Below are 20,948 nucleotides of genomic sequence, written 5' to 3' on the forward strand. Positions count from 1 at the left end.
TTCGGCGCGGACAGACCGTTCGACGCGCCGTCCTGATTGATCGCCGTCCCCCGCACCACAGCAAGAACGTTGTGGCCCAGGCGGCGGGCATCCGACAGCCGTTCCAGCACCAGCATTCCGACGCCCTCGGAGAACGCGACACCATCGGCCGCGGCGGAAAACGATTTGCACCGCCCGTCCGGGGACAGACCACGCTGCCGAGCGAAATCGACGGAAAGATAGGGATCGGCGTAGATCGTCGCGCCGCCCGACAATGCCAGCGATGCCTCACCCTGCCGCAGCGCCTGACAGGCCAGATGCAGCGACACCAACGACGACGAACACGCCGTATCCACGGTGACCGACGGCCCTTCCAGGCCGAACACATAAGACAGCCGGCCCGAGATCACGCTGCCCTGGGCTCCGGTGAGCCGATAGCCCTCGAACTCGGGGGTCACCCGATTGAAATAACCCGAGAAGCACGCACCCACGAATACCCCGGCATCGGTGCCACGCAGCGAAACCGGATCGATCCCGGCATCCTCCAGGGCCTCCCACGATGCCTCGAGCAACTGCCGCTGCTGTGGGTCCATCGCCGTCGCTTCCCGCGGGCCGATCCCGAAGAATCCGGCGTCGAAATCCGCTGCGTCGTCGAGGAATCCGGCGCGGCGGGCGTATACGGTCCCGGGTTTGTCCGGATCCTCGTCGAACAAACGGTCCAGATCCCAGCCGCGGTCCGATGGGTACGCACTGGTCGCATCGATCCCCGAGGCCACCAGATCCCACAGTTCGTCCGGCGATTTCACCCCACCCGGGAACCGGCATCCCATGCCCACGATCGCGATCGGCTCATCCGCCGATGTTCGGCGCGCGACCTTCTTGCCCGGTCCGCCCGTCGTCTTCGGCTCGTGCCTCGACAGCACGTGTTTCGCCACCGCGGCGGGAGTCGGATGATCGAACACTAGGGTCGACGCCAACCGCAACCCCGTGACCTTGGCCAACCGGTTGCGGAACTCCACCGCACCCAGCGAATCGAAACCGATCTCGTCGAAAGGTTGATCGGGCCGGATATCGGCCGCCGAATCGTGCCCCAGCACAGCCGCGGCCTGCCCCAGCACCATCTCCAGCACCACGTCGCCGCGCTGCGCGTGCGGCACCCGCGCCAACCGCTCCCCCAGCGAACCCGCCGCGAAACTCGCCTCCGACCGGCTCACGGCCGGCAGCGGACGCCGCGCGAACCCGCTCAGCACCGCGGGGATCCCCACGGGATCCGAGACGCGCCGCAGCACACTCGGGTCGAACCGCAGCGGAGCCAGCCGCCCATCGTCGCTCGCGACCGCGAGAGCGGCATCGAAAAGGCGCACACCGTCGGCATTCTCGAGTTGCCCGAGCCCCCACCGGCCCAACCGCGCCAACGCCGCACCGTCCACCTCGCCGGCCATCCCGCTGCCGGAGTGCCACGGTCCCCACGCCAGCGATATGGCGGGCAAGCCCGCGGCTCGACGCAGGCCGACCAGGCCATCCAGGAATCCGTTCGCCGCGGCGTAATTGCCCTGTCCGGCCGAACCCAGCACTCCCGTGATCGAGGAGAACACCACGAATGCCGACAGATCTCGGCCGCGCGTCCACTCGTCCAGGTACCACGCTCCGTCGACCTTCGGCGCCAGCACCCGATCCACCTGCTCGGCGGTCAGCGATTGGAGGGTGCCATCGTCGACAACCCCGGCCATATGCACCACGGCGGTCACCCCACCATCGGAGTCCATGGCGTCCAACAGGTTCCGCACCGCGTCACGATCGGTGACGTCGCAGGCCACGACGCGCGCGTCGGCGCCGGCCCGCGCCAATTCGGCGACCAGCTCGTCCGCGCCTGGCGCCTGCGGGCCGCGCCGGGAGGTCAGCACCAGCCTGCGCACACCGTGCTCGGTGACCAGGTGCCGGGCGAACTCCGCGCCCAGACCACCTGTGCCACCGGTGATCAGCACCGTCCCCGCACCCGACCACGGCGACAGGGGATTGTCTTTCCGAACCTCGGTGCCGGTGCGGGTCAGCCGGGGAACCAGAATCCTGGTGTCGCGCACCGCGACCTGCGGCTCCCCCAAGGCCAGCACGGCCGCGATCCGATCGGCGTCCACCGCTTCGGCCGGGTCTTCGTCGAGGAGTATGAACCGCCCCGGATTCTCCGTCTGTGCGCTGCGGACCAACCCCCACACCGCGGCGGCTGCCACATCCATGGCAGCGTCCTCGCCGGGAAGACCGACACCACCCGTGGTCACCACCACCAGCGAGGCATCCGACAGCCGTTCTTCGGCGAGCCATGTCCCGAGCACGGCCAGTGTGCTGCGCACCCGTGCCCGCACCACACCCGGATCGTCGACGACCTCTCCGGCGATCGCCGGACGCCAGACGACGATATCCGGAACATGTTCCGCGGCAACGATATCGGCAATGTCCCTGTGTGATGCCGCGATTCCCGGCACCACCGTGTCCGCGAGGACGGCCGACGCCGGCATAGAGCCTGGGACCGCAGGCGGGGCCGTGGTCTTCCAGCCCACCCGATACAGACCGGCGTCCTGATCATCGGACAGACCGCGCCGGAACTCCTCGACGTCGTACGGACGCAGCAGCACCGAATCAACCGAAACGATCGGCCTGCCCTCCGGATCGACTGCCGCGACCGACACCGTATCCGCGCCGGTCTTCTCCGAGATGATCCGCAGGGCCGTCACTTCCGCGGGCGTCGGCCGGTGCAGACGCGCACCGCCCCACCGGAACAGCAGCCAACCGGTATTCGGATCGGACTCCGCGAAACGGAATATGGATTGCGAGAGTCCGGCATGCATCACCAGCTCCAACAGCGCCGGATGCAGGTCGTGGCCGGATTCCGATACCGCGTCGGTATTCAGCGTCGCCTCGGAAAAGACCGTGTCGCCACGCTGCCACACCGCATTCACGCCGATGAACGCCGGACCGTAGTGCAGCCCGGTATCTTTCGCGATCTGCTCGGCAAGTGCCACCCGGTCGACATCGACGAGTTCGGCATCGGCCGGCGGCCACGCCTGCTCACCGAGCCGGGATACCAAGTCCGAGTCGCCATTCCACCGTGGCGCGAGGAAACCGGTCGCATTGCGCACCCATTCGTCGCCGGACGACCTGCGGTAGAAGAACTCGAACGAACGCCGCCCGGACTCGTCCGCGGCCGCGACCAGGACCTGCACTTCGATCTCGTCGTCACCGGGACGGATCGGCGCCTGCACGATGATCTCCTCGACCACCTCGCAATCGATCCGCCCGCCGGCGGCGAGCAGGAATTCGAGCAGCAACACGCCCGGAACCACCACGACACGATGGGCCATGTGATCGGCGATCCACGGATGCGTACGCACCGAGAACCGGCCGGTGAACAGCCACTCGTCGGTCCCGGCCACGCCGACCACACCGGTCAGGATCGGATGATCCGCCGACGCCGCCGCATCGGCACTGGGCTGCAACCAGAACCGGCGACGCTGAAATCCGTAGGTCGGCAAAGCGACCCGGCGCACCGCTCGCCCCGCGAACAGCGACGCCCATTCCACCCGCGCACCCGCGACGTGGATCTGCGCCAGTGCGGTGACGAACTGCGACACCTCGTCGACGGATCGGCGCGCCGCCGCCACGATCCGCGACACCGATTCGACCTCGGCATTCTCGGCCACGGTCGCACGCGTCATCGCCGCCAGCACCGCATCCGGGCCCACCTCCACGAATCGCCGCGCACCCGCCGAGACGAGGGTGTCCACTCCCGGAGCGAACCGCACACACCCCCGCACCTGCCGAACCCAATACTCCGGATCGGTCACCGCGTCCCCGGCGAGCTCTCCGGTTTCGTTCGACACGATCGCGAGGCGCGGCGATCGATACGCGATACTTCGTGCCACCGAACGGAATTCGGCCAGCATCGGCTCCATGAGGGCGGAGTGGAAAGCGTGGGAAACGTCGAGGCGGTTGGTCTTGACGCCGGTACCCGACAACGCGGACTCGATCGCCTCGATGGCCTCCAGGTCCCCGGACAACACTGCCGAGGAGGGGGCGTTCACGGCCGCGATCGAGACTCTTCCGGCGTGCTCGGCGATCAGTTCGGCGGCCCGCTCCTCCCCGACGGCGACGGCCAGCATCGCGCCGCCTTCGGGCAGCGCGCCCATCAGCCTGCCGCGCGCGGCGACCAGAGCGCAGGCGTCCTGCAACGACCACACCCCGGCCACATACGCGGCGACCAGTTCACCGATGGAATGCCCGAGCAGCACATCCGGGGCGATACCGAAGGATTCGAGCAGCCGGAACATCGCCACCTCGAAGGCGAACAACGCCGGCTGGGTGTTTTCGGTGCGCGCCAGCACCTCGGCGGAGTCGCCGAACATCAGGTCTTTCAGCCGCCGGCCCGACGCGAGGTCGAACTGTGCGCACACCTCGTCCAACGCCGCCGCGAACACCGGAAAGGCCGTGTACAGGCTCTTGCCCATACCCGCGCGCTGAGCGCCCTGGCCGGTGAACAGGAAAGCGGTTGTGCCCGCCCCCGTGCGGCCTTCGATCGCGCCGGGCGAACCGGCCGCGAGATCGGCAAGACCGGCGAGCAGTTCCTCCCGGTCACGCCCGACCGCCACACCGCGCCAGTCCAGCAGCGCCCGGGAGGTCGCCAGCGAATGCGCCACATCCCAGGCATCCGCATCGGGGTCGTCGAGCAACCACTGTCGCAGCCGGTTCGCCTGGGTTCGCAGCGCTGCCTCGGATTTGGCCGAGATCATCAGCGCGACGACATCCGACGCCACGGGCTCGGCCGTGACGACCTGCTCGGATTCGCCTGCCGACTCGGCGGCCTCCGGATCGGCAGGGGCTTCCTCCAGGATCACGTGAGCGTTGGTGCCGCTGATTCCGAACGACGACACACCCGCACGCCGCACCTGCCCGCCCGCGGGCCACGGCTCGGCCTCCGTCAGCAACCGCATCGTGCCCGCGGACCAATCCACATGCGGCGTGGGCGCATCCACATGCAGCGTCTTCGGCAGCACACCGTGGCGCATCGCTTCGACCATCTTGATCACACCGGCGACACCCGCGGCGGCATTGGTATGACCGATATTCGACTTGAGCGACCCCAAACGCAGCGGCCCACGCTCACCCCGCGCACCGTAGACCGACATCAGCGCACCCGCCTCGATCGGATCACCCAGCTTGGTGCCCGTCCCGTGCGCCTCCACCACGTCCACATCCGACGGTGCGAGGCCCGCATTCGCCAGCGCCGCCGCGATCACCCGTTCCTGCGCCGGACCGTTCGGCGCGGTCAGCCCCTTGCTCGCACCGTCCTGGTTGATCGCCGTCCCGCGCACCAGCGCGAGCACGTCGTGGCCCAATCGCCGTGCGTCCGAGAGCCGTTCGACGACCAGTATCCCGAGCCCCTCCGAGAGACCGGTCCCGTCCGCGGCTGCCGCGAACGCCTTGCACCGCGCATCCGCCGACAGCGCTCGCTGACGCGCGAAGGCGATCAGATGGGACGGGTCCGACATCACGGTCACACCGCTCACCAGAGCCAGCGACGTCTCGCCCCGCCGCAGCGCCTGGCACGCCAGATGCAATGCCACCAGCGACGACGAGCACGCGGTGTCCACGGACAACGCGGGGCCCTTGAAACCGAACAGGTAGGAGACCCGGCCGGACAGCACACAGCTCGACACGCCCAGAACGGCATGACCTTCGGCCTCCGCCGTCAGCGCCGGCGAGCCGATGCGAGGGCCGTAGTTCTGGTGGAAGACACCGGCGAAGACGCCGGTGTCGCTGCCTCGCAACGACTTCGGGTCGATGCCCGCATCCTCGAGAGCTTCCCAGGAAGCCTCCAGCGTCAGACGCTGTTGTGGATCCATCGACGCGGCCTCGCGTGGACCGATCCCGAAGAAGCCCGCATCGAATTCGGGCGCCGAATGGATGAACCCGCCCTCGCGCGTATAGATCGTCCCGGGCACACCGGGATCAGGGTCGAAGAGTGTGTCCAGATCCCACCCGCGGTCGACGGGAAAGCCGCCGACCGCGTCGGCACCGGAGGCCACCAGATCCCACAACTGCCCGGGGGATTCCACGCCGCCGGGAAAGCGGCAGCTCATCCCGACGATCGCGATCGGCTCGCGCGCACCCTCTTCCAATTCCTGGATGCGCTTGTTGGCGGTTCGCAGGTCCCCGGTGACTTTGCGCAGATACCGGGTGAGCTTTTCCTCGTTGCTCATGAGCGACCGAACTCCTCATCAATCAGATCGAACAGCTCGTCGGGGGAATGTGTGGCGAGGTCGGCGTATTCGTCCTCATCGCCGCGCCACCTCCCGCCCAGGTGGGACCGAAGCCGGTCGCCGATACCGAGCAGTGCGGTGACCGTGGCGTCGTCGTCTCCCGCCGCGGCCAGGACCCGATCGACCATCGCCGCCAGATGGGCGATATCATCGGATGTGGTGCCGGCCGCATCCGGCGAGACGGCCACCGCCGGGGCCAACCGCTCGTACAGATAACCGGCCAGTTCGGGGGCGGTCGGGTAGTCGAAGACGAGCGTCACCGGAATCTGGAGACCGGTGGCTTTCGACAGCCGGTTGCGAAGCTCCACACCCGACAGCGAGTCGAGCCCGATCTCGTCGAATCCCTTGTCTGGCTCGATATCTGCGGCAGACGAGTAGCCCAGTACGGCCGCCACCTGTTCGATAACGAAGTCCACGACGGCCTGCTCCCGTTCGGCTTCCGGTATCAGGCCCAGCTCCAAGCCGCGCGAGCGCTTGTCGCTCACCGTATTCCGCTTCGAATGTCGCACCAGACCCCGCAATACCGCGGGGACCGGGTCGGGCAGCGCGGTCCGGTCGAACCGCGCGGCAACCAGCGCGGACTCCTGATCCACCAGTGCCGCGTCGAACAGCGCCAGCCCGTCCTGTTCGCCCAGCGCGACGATTCCCTCCCGCCGCAACCGGGCCAGGTCGGCTTCGCCGAGAGCATCGGTCAGCCCGCTGCGCTGTTCCCACAGACCCCATGCCACCGATGTCGCGGGCAGACCGCTCAGGTGCCGGTGGTGTGCCAGCGCATCGAGGAAGACGTTGGCGGCGGCGTAATTCGCTTGTCCCCGAGTGCCGATCACGCCCGCGACCGAGGAATAGAGCACGAACTGCGACAGATCCAGATCCTCGGTCGCCTCGTGCAGATTCCATGCCGCGTCGACCTTCGGGCGCAGCGTCGTCGCGAGCTGCTGCGGTGTCATGTCGGCGAGCAGACCGTCGGCCAGCGCACCCGCCGTGTGGACGACGCCGGTGAGCGGATGCTCCGGTGCAATACTCGCCAGCAGCTTGTCGAGCGCCTCCCGGTCGGCCACATCGCAGGCGACCACGTCCACCTGTGCGCCCAGCGCCGTCAATTCCTCCGCCAGGCCGGCGGCACCGTCGGCGGCGGGACCGCGCCTGCTCGCGAGCACCAGCCGCCGCACACCGTGCTCGACGACGAGATGGCGGGCCGCCATCGCACCCAGAACACCGGTACCGCCGGTGATCAGCACGGTGCCGTCGGGGCGCAGCGGGGTCGGAATAGTGAGCACGTTGCGGCCGATATGCTTGCCCTCGCCCACGAACCGGAACGCCTCCGGCGCCTGCCGCAGATCCCATCCGGTGATCGCAGGCGGTGCCAGTACCCCCGTATCGATCAATTCGACCAGGGCACTCATGATCTCGCGCAATCGATCGAGCCCGATCTCGTCGAGATGGAAGTAGCGGTAGTGCACGCCCGGGTGCTGCTCGGCGACCTCGCCGGGATCACGCCGATCGGTCGCCACCATCTCGAGGAAGCGGCCACCGCGCGGCAGCAATCTCAGTGAGGCGTCGACGAATTCGCCTTCCAGCGAATCGAGCACGATGTCTGCACCACTGCCGCCGGTGACCTCGAGGAACTTCCGCTCGAAGTCGAGGGTGCGCGAGTCACCGATGACCGCATCGTCGAATCCCATGCCGCGCAGCACATCCCATTTGGAACGGTCGGCGGTGACCAGCAGCCGCAGACCGAGATGACGCGCCAGTTGCACAGCGGCCGTGCCGACACCGCCGGTGGCGACATGCAACAGCAACGTCTCCCCCGGCCGGGCGTCGGCGAGATCGACGAGGCTGTAGTACGCGGTAATGAACACCACAGGCACGGCGGCCGCCTGTGCGAACGACCATCCCCGCGGTATCGGAGCCAGCCGCCTGCTGTCGGTCACAACGACCGAACCGATGCCCTCGATCATCCCGAAAACCCGGTCGCCGATGGCGAATTCGGTGACGTCCGGCGCCACCTCCAGCACCACGCCCGCACCTTCCATGCCGATGGTGGCGTCCGGGTTCGGATACATACCCAAGGTGATCAGTGCGTCCCGGAAGTTGACGCCCGAGGCGCGCAGACTCACCCGAACCTGACCGGGCCCGAGCTCCTGCACGGCAGTGCGGGTGTCGACCAGAGCGAAGTTGTCACCGGTCAAAGAGCCCTTGCCGAGCTGACGCAACGCCCACGCCGGGGCCCGCAGCGCGTCACCGCCTCCCATCTCGCCGCCGCGGTCGGATGTCAGCCGCGGCACGTAGGGAACGCCGGCGCGCACCGCGACCTGGGGCTCGTCCGCCGAGGCCAAGGCCGTGGCAACGGCATCGCGACAGTCGTCCCAGCGGTCCACGTCCACAACGGTGATCCGGTCGGGATGCTCGTTCTGTCCGCTGCGCAGCAGGCCCCAGACCGCCGCGCCGACGAGATCCACGGGCTCGCCCGCGGCCGTCGCGACCGCACCTCGGGTGACCACGACGATGCGCTGATCCTGGGCCAGCAGCTCCTTGCCGCGCGCCACGACCTCGGCCAGCCGACTCTGCACCGCATCGGGCACGTCCGTATCCGCTGCCGCCGTGTCGCCGCTCACGAGACCATCGAGTCGAATCACGGTCGCGGGCCGGCCGTCCACGGTCACCGTCTCGCCGTCGTCCGTGCTCGCCCACCGCGTGGCCGCGGCCACGTCGTCCGGATTCGGCGCGGGCAACGGAACCCAGCGCAGACGGTAGGTACCGTCCGCCGCCGCCGCGCCCACCGCGCCGATCTGGATCGGACGCAGGGTCAACGCCGCGATCTCGGCGATCGGTGCGCCCCGAGAGTCGGTGAGTGTGAGGGTGATTCGCTGGTCCTGCGGGTCGGTCCCGGCCGGCGCCACTCGAACCCGGGCCGACGCGGCACCGACCGCGTCCACGGTCACGTTCTCCCACGAATAGGGCACGAGGATCTCACCGGGCGCGGCAGGCGCACTCATCCCACCGAGGCCGATCGTGTGCAGTGCCGCGTCCAGCAGTGCCGGATGCACCCCGAACCGATCCGCCGACTGTGCCTGCTCCGGCAGCGCGACCTCCGCGAAGAGTTCGTCGCCACGGCGCCACAAAGCGGTCAGCCCCTGGAACATCGCCCCGTAGTCGTAGCCGCGCTCGGCCAACTCGGCGTACGCATCGCCGATGTGTACCGGCAGCGCTCCGACGGGCGGCCAGCTCGCCGCATCGGCCCCGATCGGTTCGGGAGCCGAAAGCTGTGAGGCGACAACGGTTCCCGTGGCATGGCGTACCCATTCCGAGCGTGGTGCGCCGGACGATCCCGTGCCGTCCTGGTCTGATTCGCCGTCGCTCTGCGGGCGCGAATACACCGATACGGCTCGTGCTCCCGCATCATCAGGTGCGGCCGCCATCACCCGCAGTTCAACGGCGCCATCGGCCGGTAGGACCAGTGGCGCAGCCACGACCAGCTCGGCCAACCGGGGACAGCCGACCATCGTCCCGGCATGCAACGCCAATTCGACGAAGGCCGTCCCCGGCAGCAGGGCCGCTCCGTTGATCGCGTGATCGGCCAGCCACGGGTGATCCGCCAGCGACAGGCGCCCGGTCAAGACCACCGCTTCAGAGTCCGGCATCCAGACCGCCGCACCCAGCAGCGGATGCTTCGCCTCGCCCAGCCCCGACTGGTACACATCCCGGGCGGCGCTCGGCTGCAACCAGTACCGCTTGTGTTGGAAGGCGTACGTCGGCAGATCCACCCGAGCGACGGGTCGGAGCGTACCGAGCGCCCGTGTCACGACCGGAGCCAACGCGTCGGCCGCCACGTCGACGCCGGCACAGTAGGCCTGCGCCAACGCGGTGGTGACCTGCAGCGGATCGCCCTGATCACGCTTCAGCGTGCTCAGCACGGCCACCCGATCGGCCAGACCCAGCTCTCCCGCCGTCGCCTCGATCCCCATCGTCAGCACCGGATGCGGGCTCACCTCGATAAAGGCATTCGTCCCCGCACGCTGCAACGCCGCCACCGACTCCGCGAACCTGACCTGTTCACGCAGCCCCCGATACCAGTACCCGGCATCCAAGGTCGCCGTGTCCACGTAATCGCCGGATACGGTCGAGAAGAACGGCACCGAACCCGATACCGGCACAATCGATTCCAGCTCCGCCAGCACCCGATCGCGAACGGCCTCCACCGCCGCCGAATGCGAGGCGTAATCCACCGGAATCCGCTTGGCCCACAGACCATCGGCCGCACACCCCGCCAGGAATTCCTCGAGAGCCGCTACTTCACCGGAAACCACGATCTGGCCCGGACCGTTGACCGCTGCCACCGATAGCCGGCCGCCGAAACCCGCCAACCGCTCGGCAACCACCTCGGCGGCCGCGCTCACCGAGGCCATACCGCCGTGACCCGCAAGGTCTTGTGCCACAACGAGAGAACGAAGCGCCACGATGCGCGCGCCATCGGACAGCGACAGCCCGCCCGCGACCACAGCCGCCGCGATCTCACCCTGCGAATGCCCCACCACCACCGACGGCTCCACACCCGCCGCACGCCACACCCGCGCCAACGACACCATCACCGCAAACAACACCGGCTGAACAACATCCACCCGATCCAACGACCCAGCCCCAGCCTCACCCCGCAACACCGCAGTCAAAGACCAACCCACAAACGGCGCCAACGCCGCCTCACACTCCACCACCGACTCCGCAAACACCCCACCCCCAGCCAACAACCCCGCACCCATCCCCACCCACTGACTCCCCTGCCCCGGAAAAACAAACGCCACCCGACGCGGCACCACACGACCCGACACCACCGCAGCCTCTTCCGAGACCCGCGCCACCGGATCGGCCAGCGCGGCCAACCCCGCCATCAATCCGTCGCGATCGCGACCGACAACCGCACCGCGCCACTCCAGCTGCGACCGGTGACGCAGCAATGAATGCGCCACATCCGCCGCGTCGGTATCCGGGTGCGTGCGCAACCACTGCTCGAGCCGAACAGCCTGCTGCCGCAATGCCTCCGGACTCACCGCCGACAACATCCACGACATGGCATCCGAATCGGCGGGGTCCGAATCTTGTGCGGCAATGGGAGATTCGGCGCGAGTCGGGAGCGGCGCCTCCTCCAGGATGGCGTGGGCGTTGGTGCCGCTGACACCGAACGACGACACGCCCGCGCGACGTGCACGCCCGTTGCGCGGCCACGGCCGCGATTCGGTCAGCAACTCCACCTCGCCGGCCGACCAGTCCACCTTCGGGCTCGGCTCGTCCACGTGCAGGGTTTTCGGCAGCGTCTCGTGCCGCAACGCCAGCACCATCTTCATGACACCGCCCACACCCGCCGCGGCCGTGGTGTGCCCGATATTCGACTTCAACGACCCGAGCCACAGCGGCCCACTCGATCGCCCCTGCCCGTAGGTTCCGATCAGGGCCTGCGCCTCGATCGGATCACCTAGCGGCGTTCCCGTCCCGTGTGCTTCCACCGCATCGATATCGGCCGGCTCCAGCCCCGCGTTCGCCAACGCCGTGGTGATCACCCGCTCCTGCGAAGGACCATTCGGCGCCGACAAACCGTTACTCGCCCCGTCCTGGTTGATCGCGCTGCCCCGGACCACCGCCAGCACGGGGTGACCCGCGCGCTGCGCGTCCGACAGGCGCTCGAGCACGAGCATGCCGACGCCCTCGGAGAATGCCGTGCCGTCTGCCGTGGCAGCGAACGACTTGCAACGACCCTCACGCGATATGCCGCGCTGCCTTGCGAAATCGATGGAGAGATAGGGATCGGCGTAGATGGTCGCACCGCCCGTCAAGGCCAGCGAGGTCTCCCCCTGCCGCAGCGCCTGACAGGCCAGATGCAAGGCGACCAGCGACGAGGAGCACGCGGTGTCCACGGTGACCGAAGGTCCTTCGATACCGAAGACATACGACAGCCGTCCCGACGTCACACTGCCCTGCGTACCGGTGAGCCGATGGCCCTCGAACTCGGGGGTTACCCGGTTGAAATAGCCCGAGTAGCACGCCCCCACGAACACGCCGGCATCGGTGCCGCGCAACGCGACCGGGTCGATTCCCGCGTTTTCCAATGCCTCCCAGGATGATTCGAGCAAATGACGCTGCTGCGGGTCCATCGCCGATGCCTCGCGCGGACTGATTCCGAAGAAGCCGGCATCGAAATCACCGGCGCCGTCGAGGAATCCGGCACGACGGCTGTACACGGTGCCCGGCTTGTCCGGGTCCTCGTCGAACAGCCGCTCCAGATCCCATCCGCGATCCGACGGGTACTCACTGGTCGCGTCGATTCCCCCGGCGAGAAGGTCCCACAACTCATCCGGCGACGTCACACCGCCGGGGAACCGGCAGCCCATTCCCACGATGGCAATCGGCTCGTCGGTCCGGGTCCGGCGGGCCACCTTCTTGACCGGTTCGCTCGCGGCTTTCGGCTCCACCTTCGACAACACCAGTTTCGCCACAGCCGCGGGGGTCGGATAGTCGAACACCAGAGTCGACGGCAGCTGAATGCCGGTGGCCTTGTTCAGCCGATTCCGGAATTCCACGCCACCCAGCGAATCGAAACCGATCTCGTCGAAGCGCCGATCGGGCCGGATATCGGCCGCCGAATCATGTCCAAGCACCGCCGCCGCCTGCGCCAGCACCACCTCCGACACCACGTCGGCACGCCGGGCCTCGGGCACCTGGGCCAACCGCTCGGCCAGCGCACCGGACGCGGGCTTTCCCACAGCCTTCGCCGGGCGCATCGAACGCGGTACGAAACCGCGCAAAACGGCCGGAACCGCATCGAGATCCGACACGCGCCGCAATACGCTCGGGTCGAACCGGATCGCGGCCGGACGCTCCTGCGAACCGGCGACCGCTTCGTCGAACAACCGCAGGCCCTCGGCATCACCGAGCCGGCCCAGCCCCAGCCGCTCCCATCGTGCGAGTGCGGTGCTGTCCAGTTCCCCGGTCATGCCGCTGCCGGAGTTCCACGGCCCCCATGCCAGCGACACCGCAGCCGATCCCGCCGCGCGGCGGCGCTGCACCAGACCGTCCAGGAAAGCGTTGGCCGCGGCGTAATTGCCCTGCCCGGCCGAACCCAGCACCCCGGCCATCGACGAGAAGACCACGAACGCCGACATATCGCGGTCACGAGTCAGCTCGTCCAGATACCACGCCCCGTATACCTTCGGCGCCAGCACCCGGTCCACCTGTTCACTGGTCAGCGACTCCACGGTGCCGTCGTCGACAACACCCGCCGCATGCACCACCGCAGTCACACCGCCGTCGGAATCCGTGGCGTCCAACAGGTTTCGCACCGCGTCACGGTCGCCGACATCACACGCGACCACGCGGGCATCGGCGCCCGCCCGGCGTAGTTCGGCGACGAGCTCGGACGCCCCCGGCGCCTCGGGACCCCGCCGCGACGACAGCACCAGCCTGCGCACGCCGTGTTCGGCGACCAGGTGCCGGGCGAACAACGCACCGAGACCACCGGTACCACCGGTGATCAAGACCGCGCCGTCGCCGAAAGCCGGCGCCGCGCCGGTGTCGCGCACCTCGTCGGCCTTCGATGTCCGGGTGAGCATGGGCACCAGAACTCCCGCACCCCGCACCGCGGCCTGCGGCTCACCCGAGGCCAGCACCGCCGCGATCCGGTCGGCGCCCGACCGCTCGGCCGGATCCTCGTCGAGGAGAACGAACCGCCCCGGATTCTCCGACTGCGCACTGCGGACCAACCCCCACGCCGCGGCCGCCACCACATCCGGCACCTCGCCGGGCAGCCCCGCCCCACCGGTGGTGAGCAGCACCATCCGGACATCGGACAGTCGCTCCTCGGCAAGCCAGGATTTCACCGTGGCCAGCGTGCTGTGCACCCCGGCCCGCACCGCTGCTGGACCATCCGCCGCCTGTTCCGGGACGCGCCACACCACGACTTCCGGAAGCTGTTCCGCCGCAACGAGTTCGGCGACGGAAGTGAATGACACGCCGATCCCCGGTACCGCCGAATCAGCGAGCACGGCCATCGACGGCGCCGGCGACCCGGCCGACGCTGCCGTGGCAGGCTCCCAGTGCACCTGGTACAGACCGGCCGCGTCCTCGGACAAGCCGCGCCGGAATTCCTTGGCGTCGTTGCGACGCATCATGACGGCGTCGATCGACAGGATCGGATTGCCGTTCGTATCGACGGCCGCGACGGCGATGGTGTTCACTCCGGCTTTCACCGCCATGACCCGCAGCTCCGTCACCTCCGTGGGCACCGGCGCGTGAAAACGCGCACCGCCCCACTGGAACAGCAACCACCCGGAATCGGGGTCGGGCTCCGCGGCCCGGAAAACCAAGCGGGACAGCCCGGCATGCACGACCAGCTCCATCAAGGCCGGATGCACACCGTGCCCGGACTCCGGTGCCGCGTCGGTGTCCAGCACGACCTCCGAGAAGACCGTGTCGCCACGCTGCCATACCGCCGGCACACCGATGAACGCCGGACCGTACTCGAGTCCGGTGTCCTCGGTGATCTGCGCCGGAAGCGTCAGCCGATCCACGTCCACGCGTTCGGCATCGGTCGGTGGCCACTCCTGGTCCCGCAGCCGCGACACCAACGCCGAATCGTCGTTCGGCTCCGCCGCGAACACGCCCGTGGCGTTGCGCACCCACGCCTCATCGGAGGCATTCCGATAGAAGAATTCGAACGAACGCCGCCCGGACTCATCGGCCGACTGCACCAGCACCTGCAGATCGACCGCGTCCGCGCCGGGCCGGATCGGCGCCTGCACCATGACTTCCTCGACCACCTCGCAGCCGATCCCGCGACCGGCGGCGAGCAGGAACTCGAGCAACAGCACGCCCGGCACCACCACGACGCCGTAGGCCATGTGGTCGGCGATCCATGGATGCGTGCGCAACGAGAACCGCCCGGTGAACAACCATTCGTCGGTATCGGCGAGCTCGGTCACACCCGTCAGAATCGGATGACCTCCAGAGTCGCCTGCCGCCGCTTCGACAGGCTGCAGCCAGTACCGCCGATGCTGGAAGGCGTAGCTGGGCAACGAAACCCGCTGTGCACCGCGACCGGCCGACAGCGGGCGCAAGTCCACACTCATACCTGCCACATGGGCCTGTGCCAGCGCGGACACGAATTGCGTCGGCTCGTCGGCCGCACGCCGGGCCGCGGCGACCACCGTCGATGTGGCCTCCACATCCGGGATCTCGGCCAGGCACTGTCGAGTCATCGCGGACAACACGGCATCGGGGCCGATCTCCACGAAGCGTCGCACCCCGGCCGCTACCGCGGTCTCGATACCCGGTGCGAACCGGACACAGCCACGCACCTGGTCGACCCAGTAGCCCGGATCGGTCACCTCGGCGCCAGCCAAGACACCCGACACATTCGACACGATCGGAACGACCGGCTCGTGATAGGTCAACCCCATTGCTACACTGCGGAATTCATCGAGCATCGGCTCGATCAACGCCGAGTGGAACGCATGGCTGACCCGCAACCGGGAGGTCTTGACTCCCTCGCCGGCCAGCTTGTCCTCGATCTCGGCTATCGCCGCGGCGTCACCGGACAGCACCACCGACGACGGACCGTTCACCGCGCCCATCGATACCCGGCCCTGGAACTCGGCCAGCATCCCGGCTGCCCGATCCTCCGGTACCGCCACCGCGAGCATCGCCCCGCCCTCGGGCAGCGCGCCCATCAGCCTCCCGCGTGCCACCACCAGTGCGCACGCATCCGCCAGCGACCACACCCCCGTCACACAGGCGGCCACCAACTCGCCGATCGAATGCCCGATCAGCACATCCGGCGCCATGCCGAAGGACTCCACCAACCGGAACAGCGCCACCTCGAAGGCGAACAGCGCGGGCTGGGTGAACTCCGTGAGGTCCAGCAGCGCCGCGTTCTCCTCATCGAACATCAGGTCTTTCAGCGACCGGCCGAGCAGCGGATCGATCTGGGCGCACACCTGGTCCAATGCCGACGCGAACACCGGAAACGCGCCGTACAACTGCGCGCCCATCCCGGCTCGCTGCGCACCCTGACCGGTGAACAGGAACGCCGTCTTCCCCGGGATGACCTGCCCCTCGAGGACCGACGACGCCGCCTCGCCCGAGGCGAGAGCGGCGAGACCGGCCAGCACCTGTTCCCGGTCGCGGCCCACGACCGCGCCGCGCCGATCGAAGTGTCCGCGTGTCTCGACCGAGGAATACGCGATATCGGCGACACCGGCATCGGGCCGGTCGATCATCCACTGCCGCAGCCGATCCGCCTGTGCGCGCAACGCCTCGTCGGACTTGGCCGACACCAGCACAGCAACCACATCGGTCGCCACCGCGGCGGCGTCTTCGTCCGGCGACGGTACGACCGCCGGCGCTTCCTCGAGAATCACATGCGCGTTGGTGCCGCTGATCCCGAACGACGACACACCCGCACGCCGCACCCGATCGGAGACGGGCCAGGGCTCGGCCTCGGTCAGCAATCGCACCGACCCTGCCGACCAGTCCACGTGCGGCGTCGGCGCATCCACATGCAGCGTTCGCGGCAGAGTTTCGCGCCGCAGGGCGGCCACCATCTTGATGACACCACCGATACCGGCCGCGGCGACCGCGTGACCGATATTCGACTTCACCGACCCGATCCGCAAGGGCTCCGACCGGTCCTGTCCGTAGGTGGCGATCAATGCCTGCGCCTCGATCGGATCACCCAATGCCGTTCCGGTGCCATGGGCTTCGACCGCGTCCACATCCGATGCCCGGAGCCCGGCATTGGCCAGCGCCTGCGCGATCACACGCTCCTGCGATGGACCGTTCGGCGCGGTCAGGCCATTGCTCGCACCGTCCTGATTGATCGCGCTGCCGCGCACCACGCCGAGAATGTCGTGCCCCAGCCGCTGTGCGTCCGACAGCCGCTCGACCACGAGCACCCCGACGCCCTCGGACCACGTCACGCCGTCGGCCGCGGCGGCGAACGCCTTGGATCGCCCATCCGGCGCCAGCCCTCGCTGTCGCGCGAAATCCACGTACAGACTCGGACTCGCCGACACACTCACACCGCCCGCCAGCGCCAGCGATGCTTCCCCCTGACGCAATGCCTGGCACGCCAGGTGCAATGCGACCAGCGACGACGAACACGCGGTATCGACCGTGACCGCCGGGCCTTCCAGACCGAAAACATAAGAGACACGGCCGGATATCACGCTGTGTGATGTCCCGGTCAGCCGGAAACCTTCGTATTCACCGACGACCCCGGCCGAGTATCCCGACGAGCAGGCGCCGACGTAGACGCCGGTATCGCTGCCGCGCAGCGACGCGGGGTCGATACCCGCGTCCTCGAGCGCCTCCCAGGAGACCTCCAGCATCAGCCGCTGCTGCGGATCCATCGCCGCCGCCTCGCGCGGGCCCACGCCGAAGAAGCTCGCATCGAAACCGCCGGCGTCATCGAGGAAGCCGCCCTCCCGGGTGTACACGGTCCCCGGCTTATCCGGGTCCGCATCGAACAACCGCTCCAGATCCCAGCCTCGATCCGATGGGAACGGCGCGATCACGTCCCGTCCCGCCGCGACGAGTTCCCAGAGATCCTCGGCCGATCCGACACCACCCGGGAAACGGCAGCCGATACCGACGATGGCGATCGGCTCATCGGAGACGGCCCGGTGAGTCACTCGTGGCACATCGGGATCGATCCCTTCCAGATGTGCACGCACCAGCCGCGCCACCGCCATCGGCGTCGGGTGGTCGAAGATCAGGGTCGCGGGCAACGGCACACCGGTGGCCGATGCCAGGTTGCTCCGAAGCTGTTGTCCGCTCACCGAATCGAACCCGGCGGCGGTGAACGGCAGATCGGGTGCGACGGCATCGGCCGAATCATGGCCGAGCACCGCCGCGGCCTGTTCGGCCACGACCTCGAGCACGAGCGCGTCGCGGTCACGCTCGGCCGCGGCGAACAACCGCGGCGCCAGCGGGCCCTCCACCACGGCACGCCTGCTTCGAACCGGGGACGCGGTGCGCTGCGGAGCCGGAAGCGGCTCCACGCCATCCAGCGTCCAGCACTGCCGCCGCTGGAACGCATACGTCGGCAGTTCCACCCGCTGTGCCGGTGAGGCCAGCAGTTCCGGTGCTACATCGATACCCACGCAGTAGGCATGCGCCAAGGCCGCGGCGAACTGCTGTCGGCCGCCGTGGTCGCGCCGCAGCGTGCCGACGACCGCGACCCGGTCCGCCAGCCCCATCGAATCCGCCGTCAGCTCGATCGCCGTCGACACCACAGGATGCGGGCTCGTCTCCACGAACGCATTCGTCCCCGAGTCCAGTAACGTCTCGATCGCGTCGGCGAAGCGCACCTGCTCACGAAGCCCCCGGTACCAGTACCCGGCATCCAACTCGGCGGTGTCCATGAAATCCGCTGTCACAGTCGAGAAGAACGGCACCGAACCCGATACCGGCACAATCGATTCCAGCTCCGCCAGCACCCGATCGCGAACGGCCTCCACCGCCGCCGAATGCGAGGCGTAATCCACCGGAATCCGCTTGGCCCACACACCATCGGCCGCACACCCCGCCAGAAACTCGTCCAACGCCGCGGCCTCACCCGACACCACAACCTGGCCGGGACCATTGACCGCCGCGACCGACAACCGGCCCCCGAACCCCGACAACCGCTGGGCAACCACCTCCGCCGTAGAACCGATCGACGCCATACCACCCGAACCCGCCAGCACCTCGGCGACGGCACGCGACCGCACCGCCACGATGCGCGCGCCATCGGACAGCGACAGCCCGCCCGCGACCACAGCCGCCGCGATCTCACCCTGCGAATGCCCCACCACCACCGACGGCTCCACACCCGCCGCACGCCACACCCGCGCCAACGACACCATCACCGCAAACAACACCGGCTGAACAACATCCACCCGATCCAACGACCCAGCCCCAGCCTCACCCCGCAACACCGCAGTCAAAGACCAACCCACAAACGGCGCCAACGCCGCCTCACACTCCACCACCGACTCCGCAAACACCCCACCCCCAGCCAACAACCCCGCACCCATCCCCACCCACTGACTCCCCTGCCCCGGAAAAACAAACGCCACCCGACGCGGCACCACACGACCCGACACCACCGCAGCCTCTTCCGAGACCCGCGCCACCGGATCGGCCAGCGCGGCCAACCCCGCCATCAATCCGTCGCGATCGCGACCGACAACCGCGCCCCGCCAGTCCAACGCCGTGCGCGAATGGATGAGCGAATACGCCACATCGGCGGCATCACCGGCCGGATGTCCGGCCAGCCACTCCTGCAATCGAACAGCCTGCTGCCGCAACGCTTCCGGGCTCTGCCCGGACAACACCCAGGTCACCGGGCGGTCGGCGGCGGCCACACCCGCATCACCCGCGACCGGCGCCGGCGCCTCCTCCAGAATCACATGTGCGTTCGTGCCACCCATTCCGAACGACGACACGCCCGCCCGGCGCTGTGCCGCGCCCGGCCAGTGCTCCGTCGCGGTCTGCACCCGCAATCGCAGCGCTTCGAGTGGAATCTGCGGATTGGCGGTGTGAAAGTTCAAGCTGGGTGCCAGTTCCCGATGCCGCAGGCTCAGCACGGTCTTGATCAGGCCGGCGATCCCGGCGGCACCCTCCAGATGCCCGATATTCGTCTTGACCGAACCGACGGCCAGCGGTGCGCTCCCGGACCGCCCGGCGCCATAGATCTCGCCGAGGGCCCGCGCTTCCACCGGATCGCCCGCGGGTGTACCGGTTCCGTGCAGCTCCACATAATCCACCGACGCGGGTTCCACATCGGCGGCCGCCAGCGCGGCCCTGATCACCGCGGTCTGCGCGGACATACTGGGCGCACTCAGCACTTGACGCTCGTTGCCGCTGTTGATAGCACTGCCGCGGATCACCGCGTAGATCCGGTCACCATCGGCGACCGCGCGCGCCAGCGGCTTGAGTACGACGATGCCGCCGCCTTCGCCGCGAACCGTGCCGTCCGCACGTTCATCGAAGGTGTAGCACCGTCCCGACGGTGAGTGCGCGCCGAACTGCTCGTAGCGCTCACCACCCAGCGGCGACAGGATGAGATTCAGCCCGCCCGCCAAGGCCACATCACACTCGCCGCCGCGCACCGATTCACACGCCAGGTGCACCGCGACCAGCGACGAGGACTGCCCGCTGTCCACCACGATGCTCGGACCGGTGAACCCGTAGTAATTCGAAATCCGGTTGGCGGCGACGCCGCGCCCGACGCCCGACAACGAATGCCTGCCGACGCCGGGCTTACCCCTCGACGCCTCGATTTCGGCGAAATCGGTTCCGGTGCTGCCCAGGAACACTCCCGCGCGGGCACCGTCGCGATCGCGGTAGCCCGCGTCTTCGAGGGCCTCCCAGCTCAGCTCGAGACCGAGCAGCTGCTGCGGATCGATCGCACGCGCCTCATTCGGCGCCACCCCGAAGAAGTCGGCGTCGAATTCCGATGCCGAAGCCAGGAATCCGGCCTTCTCCTCGATTCGCGGGCGGTCTGCGGGAGCGGAGCCGATAGCCTCGCGCCCATCGCGCAGCAACCGCCAGAAGCTCTCGAGATCGGAAGCGCCGGGCATCCGGCACGACATTCCGACAATGGCGATCTCATTCGCGTCGACCATGATT

2 protein-coding genes (1 of these 2 running past the window's edge) are annotated in these 20,948 nt (G+C 68.6%); both read right to left on the bottom strand.

The annotated features are described in order from the left end of the window. On the bottom strand, nt 1-6,230 hold the 5' portion of the coding sequence (locus ACFYOW_RS03235) for a type I polyketide synthase (RefSeq protein WP_387284031.1). The gene continues 4,636 nt to the left of window position 1, outside the view; the window shows 6,230 of its 10,866 coding nt (coding positions 1-6,230); its start codon is at nt 6,228-6,230; its stop codon lies off the left edge, out of view. Then, nucleotides 6,227-20,944, bottom strand: coding sequence for an SDR family NAD(P)-dependent oxidoreductase (locus ACFYOW_RS03240; protein WP_387284033.1), 14,718 nt, complete (start codon nt 20,942-20,944; stop codon nt 6,227-6,229). Before ACFYOW_RS03240 ends, ACFYOW_RS03235 begins: the two co-directional genes overlap by 4 nt. Nucleotides 20,945-20,948 lie beyond the last annotated feature (4 nt).

The organism is Nocardia sp. NPDC006982 (assembly GCF_042869435.1).
In the GTDB taxonomy this organism is placed as follows: domain Bacteria; phylum Actinomycetota; class Actinomycetes; order Mycobacteriales; family Mycobacteriaceae; genus Nocardia.

Excerpts from the sequence above, each read along its gene's own strand:
- ACFYOW_RS03240 (WP_387284033.1), bottom strand. The coding sequence starts at position 20,944 with ATGGTCGACGCGAATGAGATCGCCATTGTCGGAATGTCGTGCCGGATG.